The 7,985-nt window shown below is 66.4% G+C and carries 11 protein-coding genes and 1 pseudogene; 9 read left to right on the top strand and 3 right to left on the bottom strand.

Features of this window, described 5'->3' with window-relative positions; all coding sequences use genetic code 11:
• Both Y704_RS24070 and Y704_RS0112465 read left to right on the top strand, forming a co-directional pair.
• The coding region (locus Y704_RS24070) for a PLP-dependent transferase (protein ID WP_035772677.1) at positions 1–146 on the top strand (146 nt) is incomplete at its 5' end.
• A gap of 4 nt (positions 147–150) precedes the next feature.
• On the top strand, positions 151–489 hold the full coding sequence (locus tag Y704_RS0112465; protein ID WP_035772678.1) for a DUF2516 family protein: 339 nt from the start codon (positions 151–153) through the stop codon (positions 487–489).
• A gap of 6 nt (positions 490–495) precedes the next feature.
• Here the strand turns inward: Y704_RS0112465 and Y704_RS0112470 are convergent, their stop codons facing one another.
• Complete coding sequence (locus Y704_RS0112470) at positions 496–1,302, bottom strand: class I SAM-dependent methyltransferase (RefSeq protein ID WP_026550356.1); 807 nt, start codon at positions 1,300–1,302, stop codon at positions 496–498.
• A 69-nt stretch (positions 1,303–1,371) separates the two neighbouring features.
• Here Y704_RS0112470 and Y704_RS0112475 point away from each other — a divergent pair, with 69 nt between their 5' ends.
• Positions 1,372–2,121 (top strand): phosphoglyceromutase, encoded by a 750-nt coding sequence (locus Y704_RS0112475; protein ID WP_026550357.1) that lies wholly within the window; start codon positions 1,372–1,374, stop codon positions 2,119–2,121.
• A gap of 67 nt (positions 2,122–2,188) precedes the next feature.
• Here the strand turns inward: Y704_RS0112475 and phoU are convergent, their stop codons facing one another.
• Positions 2,189–2,848, bottom strand: a complete 660-nt coding sequence (gene phoU, locus Y704_RS0112480; RefSeq protein WP_026550358.1) for a phosphate signaling complex protein PhoU — start codon at positions 2,846–2,848, stop codon at positions 2,189–2,191.
• Between the two features lie 171 nt (positions 2,849–3,019).
• On the opposite strand from phoU, the gene Y704_RS0112485 reads away from it, so the two are divergent.
• Together Y704_RS0112485 and Y704_RS0112490 are read left to right on the top strand one after the other, a co-directional pair.
• On the top strand, positions 3,020–4,243 hold the full coding sequence (locus Y704_RS0112485) for a sensor histidine kinase (RefSeq protein WP_026550359.1): 1,224 nt from the start codon (positions 3,020–3,022) through the stop codon (positions 4,241–4,243).
• On the top strand, positions 4,240–4,920 hold the full coding sequence (locus Y704_RS0112490; RefSeq protein ID WP_026550360.1) for a response regulator transcription factor: 681 nt from the start codon (positions 4,240–4,242) through the stop codon (positions 4,918–4,920). Before Y704_RS0112485 ends, Y704_RS0112490 begins: the two co-directional genes overlap by 4 nt.
• A 28-nt stretch (positions 4,921–4,948) precedes the next feature.
• On the opposite strand, the gene Y704_RS0112495 is transcribed toward Y704_RS0112490, so the two are convergent.
• Positions 4,949–5,482, bottom strand: a complete 534-nt coding sequence (locus Y704_RS0112495; protein WP_026550361.1) for a hypothetical protein — start codon at positions 5,480–5,482, stop codon at positions 4,949–4,951.
• 255 nt (positions 5,483–5,737) lie between these two features.
• Here Y704_RS0112495 and Y704_RS0112500 point away from each other — a divergent pair, with 255 nt between their 5' ends.
• The 4 genes and pseudogenes from Y704_RS0112500 to Y704_RS21080 all read left to right on the top strand — a co-directional run.
• Positions 5,738–6,220: a CarD family transcriptional regulator gene (locus Y704_RS0112500; protein WP_026550362.1), complete on the top strand. Its 483-nt coding sequence runs from the start codon at positions 5,738–5,740 to the stop codon at positions 6,218–6,220.
• Between the two features lie 63 nt (positions 6,221–6,283).
• Positions 6,284–7,084 carry a 2-C-methyl-D-erythritol 4-phosphate cytidylyltransferase gene (gene ispD / locus Y704_RS21075; RefSeq protein ID WP_253904322.1) on the top strand — a complete coding sequence of 267 codons (801 nt, stop codon included), beginning with the start codon at positions 6,284–6,286 and terminating at the stop codon, positions 7,082–7,084.
• The gene (gene ispF / locus Y704_RS0112510) at positions 7,075–7,593 is read left to right on the top strand and encodes a 2-C-methyl-D-erythritol 2,4-cyclodiphosphate synthase (protein WP_026550363.1); all 519 of its coding nucleotides are present in this window, start codon (positions 7,075–7,077) and stop codon (positions 7,591–7,593) included. The genes ispD and ispF overlap by 10 nt, the downstream gene beginning before the upstream one ends.
• 120 nt (positions 7,594–7,713) lie before the next feature.
• Positions 7,714–7,985 (top strand): annotated as a pseudogene (locus tag Y704_RS21080) (cysteine--tRNA ligase); the annotation flags it as partial.

Consider the following 7,985-nt stretch of genomic DNA (forward strand, 5'->3'; position numbering starts at 1 on the left):
CGCTCATCGAACGACGACGGCGCCAGCCGGCCGAGCCGATCACGGTTCCCGAGGACCTGGTGCGATTGTCGGTGGGCATCGAGAATGTCGAGGACCTGTGGCGGGACCTCGATGGTGCCCTCACGGCAGCCGGACGGCTAAGCTGATTCCGTGCTGATTGTTCTTTCCATCCAGAGTTATCTGTATCTCATCCTGGGCTTCGTGGCCCTGGCGATCGAGGTCTGGGCGTTCACCGACTGCGTCCGTCACAAACCGGCGTCGTTCGAAGGCGCGCTCAAACGCACCAAGGGCTTCTGGCTTGCGCTGACCGGCGGCTCACTCGTGGTGGGACTCCTGTCAGCGCTCAGCGGCCTGGGCGGAGGCGGCGGCTTCAATCTGTTCCAGCTGGTCGCCGTGGTCGCAGCGAGCGTATACCTTGCCGACGTCAAGCCCGCCGTCAGCGAGACGGTCGGCCGCGGAGGCAACCAGGGCCCTTACGGCCCCTGGTAGTACCGGTCAGCCGGAGCCGGGCCGCACCGCGTCCCAGCCCACCGTCACTTCGCCGAGCCTCCAGCGCGACGGCGAGTCGAGCAGCGGCCACCCGGCGTCCTTCAGGGCCGCGCACATCGTACTCCAGCGCTGCCGGTTCCCGAACGGTGACAGCGGTGCGGTCTCACACCACGCCCTGTCCATCGCCGACAGGTAGGCGTGCACCCGTTCACCCGGTACATTCCGGTGGATCAGGGCCTTGGGCAGGCGCTCGGCCACCTCCGACGGCAGCGCAAAGCCCCCGAAACGCATCGAGATGCTCAGGGATACCGGCCCGCGGCGGTCCAGCGCGACCCACGTCGACCGCCGCCCGATCTCGTCACACGTGCCGTCGATGAACAGCCCCTCCGGAGCGAGCGCGCCCTGCACCTGCTCCCAATAGGCGGAATACTCGTCCTCGCCGTACTGACGCAGCACATTGAAGGCCCGCACGAACACCGGCCGACGCCCGCTCAGCGGAAGCTCGAAGCCGCCCTGCCGAAAGCTCAGCCCTGCCCGCGCAAGCGGAAGCGCGGCCCGCACCCGCGCAGGATCGATCTCGATGCCGATCACCTCGACGTCCTGCCGCACACGGGCAAGGCGTTCGAAGAGCTCGACGGCGGTGACAGGAGCGGCGCCGTAGCCCAGGTCCACCACGAGGGGGTCTACCGCGGACCGGAGCCGCCAGGCCTGCGGCCCGGCGAGCCAGCGGTCCACACGCCGCAGCCGGTTGGGATTCGTGGTTCCGCGCGTGATACTGCCGACCGGCTTGGAACTGCGTCTGACCTGCGGCACCGTTCAAGGGTACGGGCAACAGTGCGTTCACGGATGCCGCCACAGCCCCGATACGGCAGACTGGGAGCCATGACTTCCTACAAACTGATTCTGCTGCGCCACGGGCAAAGTGAATGGAACGAGAAAAACCTCTTCACCGGCTGGGTGGACGTGGAGCTGACGGCAAAAGGCAGGGAAGAAGCCACCCGCGGCGGCCAGCTCCTGGTCGAGGCGGGAATCCTCCCTGACATCGTCTACACCTCACGCCAGAAGCGGGCCACCATCACGGCGAACCTGGCCCTCGAGGCTGCGGACCGCACCTGGATCGACGTCAAGCGCAGCTGGCGCCTGAACGAGCGCCATTACGGAGCGTTGCAGGGTAAGGACAAGGCGCAGACGCTGGCCGAGTACGGCGAAACGCAGTTCATGGAATGGCGCAGATCCTACGACACCCCACCTCCGCCCCTTGACGATTCCAGCGAATACTCGCAGGCTGACGATCCGCGCTACGCCGACCTCGGCGACAACCTCCCCCGCACCGAGTGCCTCCAAGACGTGCTGGAGCGTTTCCTGCCGTACTGGGAATCCGACATCACCGAGGACATCCGGCGCGGCAGGACAGTTCTGATCGCCGCGCACGGCAACTCGCTGCGCGCTCTCGTGAAGCATCTGGACGGTATCAGCGACGCCGACATCGCCGCCCTCAACATCCCTACCGGCATCCCGCTCGTCTATGAACTGGACGAGGACCTGGTCCCGGTCAAGGCAGGTGGCACGTACCTGGACGCCGAAGCCGCTGCCGCGTCCATCGAAGCGGTCGCGAACCAGGGCAAGCACTAGCAGGAGGCGGGCATCCTACGACGACGGCGGCCCCGCGGGGCCGCCGTCGTCGTAGGACAGGTGAGCGCTAGTTCAGCGGCGCGCTCGGGTGCCATTCGCCGGTCACGAGGTACGTCACCTTGCTCGAGACCGACACGCCATGGTCGGCGAAACGCTCGAAGTACCGGCTGGCGAGGGTCACGTCCACCGTGGTGGGCGCGGTCTCGTTCCAGTCCTCCGCGGCGATGGCCCGGAAAACGCTGGCATGAAGTTCGTTGACACGGGAGTTCGCGGCGCTGATCTCGCTACTGAGCTCCAGGTTGCGGGTCTCGAGGAGTTCGGTGACCTTCGTCGCGATCTGGATGTCGAGGTCGGCCAGTTCGTCGAAGGTCGGGCGTATCCGCTCCGGGATGACATTGGCGGGGAAGCGGAGTCGTGCGAGCTGCGCGATGTGTCGTGCCAAATCCCCCATGCGCTCGAGAGAGGCGCTCATCCGGAGGGCTCCGACGATCATCCGGAGGTCGCTCGCCACGGGTCCCTGCAGGGCCAGGACGTCGATCGCACGTTCATCGAGCGCGTTCTGCAGGAAATCGATCCGGGTATCCGCTGCAATCACCTCCTGCGCCAGTTCGGTGTCGGCACCCCGGAAAGCGCTGTCGGCTCTCTGGATGGCCTCCGACACCAGCTGCGAGATCTCGATCAGTTCCTCGCCGATGTGATGGAGTTCCGCCTGAAAAACCTTACGCACGTGGGCGTCCTTTCCGTTGAAGTAACCGCTGAACTGTCTGCACAGTTCCGGCCACGAGCCTGTCAGGCGCTCATGAACTATTGCACAGCTTCTAGTGAACGTTAGTTGAACCCCTTGCCCATTGCCACCGGATCAGGGCCGGGCGGAAACCCCAGCGCCTAAGCTGGGGGTGTGGATCCCGTTCTCCTTAGCCTGGTCGCCGGGCTCGTCGGCCTAGCGCTCGGCATCTTCGGCATGCTCGCGTACCGAACCAGCGAGATCCAGCGGCGCCAGCTCCTCTACGAGGACGAACCGACCCTGCCCGACGGCGCCGCGGAGGTGCTCTCGATCATCGGCCGGGCCTACGTGATCGTGGACGCCATCGACGGCGTGGTCCGCGCCAGCCCGGCGGCGTACGCGTTCGGACTGGTCCGCGGGCACACCGTGGTTCATGCCGAGCTCCTGGATCTGACGTCCCGTGTCCGGCGGGACGGCGTGATCGAGCAGGAGCAGCTCGAGCTGCCGCGTGGTCCTTTCGGCAGGGGCACCATCGTGGTCCAGGTACGGGTGGCAGCGCTCGGCTCCGAATACATCCTGATCCTCGCCGACGACCGCACGGAAATCACGCGGACCGAGGAGATCCGGAACGATTTCGTCGCCAACGTGTCCCATGAGCTGAAGACACCGGTGGGCGCGATCTCGCTACTTGCCGAAACCATCCACGAGGCCGCGGAGGACGAGGTGGCCGTGCGCCGCTTCGCCCAGCGCATGCACAAGGAGTCCGCGCGACTGTCCGCCCTGGTCCAGGACATCATCGAGCTGTCCCGGCTGCAGGGTGCCGACGTAGTGCGAAGCGGTAAGCCGGTGAACATCAACACGGTGATCTCCGAGGCCGTGGACCGCAACAAGCTGCCCGCGGAGAGCAAACGGATCCAGATCGTGGTCGGCGGGTCGGTGGCCCTGCCCGTCTACGGCGACCCGGACCTGCTGATGACGGCGTTCCGCAACCTCATCGACAACGCCATCCGGTACTCACCCGAGGGCACCCGGGTGGGGGTGGGCCTGCGTTCGCGCGACGGACTGGTGCAGGTCTCCGTCACCGATCAGGGCGCAGGCATCACTCCGGAGGAGCAGGAGCGGATCTTCGAACGGTTCTACCGCATCGATGCGGCCCGGTCACGCCAGACGGGCGGAACCGGGCTGGGCCTCAGCATCGTCAAGCACGTCGTGTCGAATCACGGCGGCGAGGTGACCGTCTGGTCCCAGGCCGGCCAGGGCAGCACCTTTACCGTGCGCCTGCCCGAGATGGAAGCCGCCGACGACGGCGCCCCTGCCGCCGGCCGGCCGGACAAAGCTTCTGGCAAGTCATCCAAAAAGGGCGGAAGCACCGCCCAGGAACAGGGAGTTCGCGCTTGACACGCATTCTGATAGTCGAGGACGAGGAGTCCTTCAGCGACCCGCTGTCCTATCTGCTGGGGAAGGAGGGTTTCGAGGTTGCGGTGGTGGACGACGGACTGGACGCCGTCGCCGAATTCGACCGGGCGGGAGCCGACCTCGTGCTGCTCGATTTGCAGCTTCCGGGACTGTCAGGCACCGAGGTATGCCGGCAACTGCGGCAGCGATCCAGCGTGCCCGTCATCATGCTGACCGCCAAGGATTCCGAGATCGACAAGGTGGTGGGCCTCGAACTCGGCGCTGACGACTACGTGACGAAGCCCTACTCCTCCAGGGAGCTCGTGGCCCGCGTCCGCGCGGTACTCCGGCGGCAGGGGGAGCCAGAAGAGCTTGTTCCGAACACCGTGCAGGCAGGACCGGTGCGGATGGACATCGAGCGGCATGTGGTCAGCGTCGGTGGGGTACAGGTTGCCCTGCCGCTCAAGGAGTTCGAACTCCTTGAAATGCTCCTGCGGAACTCGGGGCGTGTCCTGACCCGCGGCCAGCTGATCGACCGGGTGTGGGGATCGGACTACGTCGGCGACACCAAGACGCTGGACGTGCACGTCAAGCGGCTGCGGGCGAAGATCGAACCGGATCCGTCGAACCCGCGCTACCTCGTGACCGTGCGCGGCCTCGGGTACAAGTACGAGGCCTGAGGAGCCGGTCCCGCAAGGATCAGGTCTCCTAGGACTCTTCCTCCGACTCCTCCTCGGTTGCCGCAGGCTCCCGGGGCTCCGGGGTGTATCCACCCGGAACGTACTCGCGGTATTCCTCGAGGGTTCCGTCAAGAACCGGAACGTTGAAGGTCGCTGTTTCCTCCTCGGAGGAAAAAGTCAGGTCGAGGAGTGAGCCGGGAATCTCCGCGATGCCGGCGAGGGTGCCGTCGTCGTCCACCTCGTCCTCGAAGACCCAGCTCTCCTCGGCATCGATGGTGATCTCCGCCGTCTCGTTCTCCGCCTCGATGGTGAGCTGCACCGGAGAGTCGCTCGTGTTGATGGCCGTACCGAGGAGCCTGCCGGGCTCGCCGTCCTCGGATGAGATCACGAGGATGTTGCGCAGCTCGATGGATCCGACATCCTTCACGATGCCGTCCGACGCGGCGTACTGGATGGTGGTGGCCTGGAGGTTGTTGGCGGTGCAGCCGGTGACCCCCAGGACGGCCAGTAGGGCGCCGGCGGCAACAGCCTGCCGCACTCGGTTCTTCGGTGCACTCTTCACGGCACAAACTCCTGGGGTTCTTCTGTCGGCAGCGGTTGACGGATCCGGTCGGGACCCTGGAAACAGACTATCGGCAAAGCCCGGGGTTGGTTGAGCGGATTCCTGGGCCGGACGAGCCTGAATCAGGTCATACCGCTTTCGTCAAGAGGAGAATGATGGCTAAATCGGCGGGTTTGCCCTTGCTGACCTGCGAAAACGCGGTCTGGGCGTGTCGCCGCCGTGATAAACTGATCTGCGGGAAAGGGGAAAGTCCACATGGTTTTTGAGGTCGGCGAAACAGTTGTTTATCCTCACCACGGTGCAGCGAAAATCGAAGAGATCAAGATGCGCGTCATCAAGGGCGAAGAGAAGATGTATCTCAAGCTCAAGGTGGCACAGGGTGACCTGACAATAGAAGTACCAGCAGAGAACGTTGACCTCGTTGGGGTTCGGGACGTAGTGGGCAAGGAAGGCCTCGAGCACGTGTTCGATGTCCTCCGGGCCGAGTTCACCGAGGAGCCCACCAACTGGTCGCGCCGTTACAAGGCGAACCTGGAGAAGCTTGCCTCGGGGGACGTCATCAAGGTGGCCGAGGTTGTGCGTGACCTCTGGCGACGCGACCACGACCGCGGCTTGTCCGCAGGGGAGAAGAGGATGCTCGCGAAAGCGCGGCAGATCCTGATCTCCGAACTTGCACTGGCCGAGAAGACCGATGAAGAGAAGGCTGCAGTAGTTCTCGACAAGGTCCTGGCTTCCTGAACGTTCTGGAGGGGTCCCGAAAGGGGCCCCTCTTTTTCGTTTAACCTGCCGTAGGGTGAACCCGTGCCTCCCAGTCGAGAAGAGAATGCTCCCGCCGGGATCGAAGCCGGAGCCCCGACCGGGGTGATCCTGGTAGCAGCCGGCTCAGGACAGCGGCTCGGCCTCGGCATCCCCAAGGCCCGCGTCGCGTGCGGGGGGATCACCCTCCTGGAGCGCGCCCTGACGAACCTCCTCGCCTCGGGAATCGCGCACGAGGTCGTGGTGGTCATCCCGGCCGACGACGAAGTCCTCGCGGACGTGGTGCGAGAGACGGGCGGTGGATTCAGGGGAGTCCGCGTGACGGCGGTGCACGGCGGGCCGAGCCGGGCAGCATCGGTGAGGGCCGGACTCGACGGACTCAGCGACGCCGTCGTCCGCGTGCTGGTGCACGACGCCGCACGCGCGCTGACCCCGGGCGCCGTCTTCTCCCGCGTGGCCTTCCGGTTGGCTGAAGGCGCCGACGCCGTCATCCCGGTACTGCCGGTGGTCGACACGGTGAAGATCGTCCGCGACGGCCGGGTGGCAGGGACGCCGGGCCGCGCGGAACTTCGGGTCGTGCAGACACCGCAGGGCTTCACGACGGACGTGCTGCGCAGGGCCCACGACCGCGCCGATGCGGCGGACCCTGCCATCACCGACGACGCCATGCTCGTCGAACTGCAGGGCATCCCCGTATTCGTGGTCGACGGGGATCCGTTCTCCTTCAAGATCACCACGCCGCTCGACCTGAGACTCGCCGAGGTGCTGGTTACGGTGCAAGACCCTGCGCACCGCCCAGCACACCGACCAGCACCCCCCACACACACGGAGGCACCATGTACCTGAGCGACCACGAGCACCTTCCCCGCACCGGCATCGGCGTCGACGTGCATGCCTACGCCGCCGTCGACGTCCCTGCGCCACTGTGGCTCGCCGGCCTCCTCTGGGAGGGGGAGCGGGGGCTGTCCGGGCATTCCGACGGCGACGCCGCAGCACATGCGGCCGCGGACGCCCTGTTCTCCGCGGCGGGAGTAGGCGACCTCGGAACGCACTTCGGCACTGACCGCCCCGAGTTCGCCGACGCCTCGGGCACCCTGCTCCTGAAGCGGGCCGCCGCCATCGTTCGCGCTGCAGGATTCGACATCGGGAACATCGCCGTCCAGATCATCGGAAACCGGCCCACGTTCGCGCCGCGCCGCGCCGAAGCAGAGGCGACCCTGTCCGACGCCGCACAGGCCCCGGTGAGCATCTCCGCGACCACGAGCGACGGCCTCGGCCTCACCGGCCGCGGTGAGGGAATCGCGGCCGTGGCGACCGCCGTCGTCGTCCGGTCGGGGCCGCGGCCGGGCACCTGACCCGGAGCCGGTACTGCATCGAACCTCGGGACTGATACCGCAGCGAACCCGGGTGCTGATGTCGCCTCCGGTTCGGGCCTGCCGGGCGGGCGGGCACCTGCCGCCGGGTAATCTGGAGCGGTGAGCCTGAGATTCTACGACACCGCCCAAGCCGAGGTACGCGAATTCGTCCCCCTGATTCCGGGCCGGGCGAGCCTCTACTACTGCGGCGCCACCGTGCAGGGCATGCCACACGTCGGGCACATCCGTTCGGCGATCGCGTTCGACCAGCTCACCCGCTGGCTCGAAGTGCGGGGGCACCGCGTGACAGTGGTGCGGAACGTCACCGACATCGACGACAAGATCCTGGCGAAATCGCTCGCCTCGTTCGAGTCGGGTTCCGGCAGGGAACC

Origin of the sequence: Arthrobacter sp. Br18 (assembly GCF_000520555.1) — a bacterium.
Lineage (GTDB): Bacteria > Actinomycetota > Actinomycetes > Actinomycetales > Micrococcaceae > Arthrobacter_D.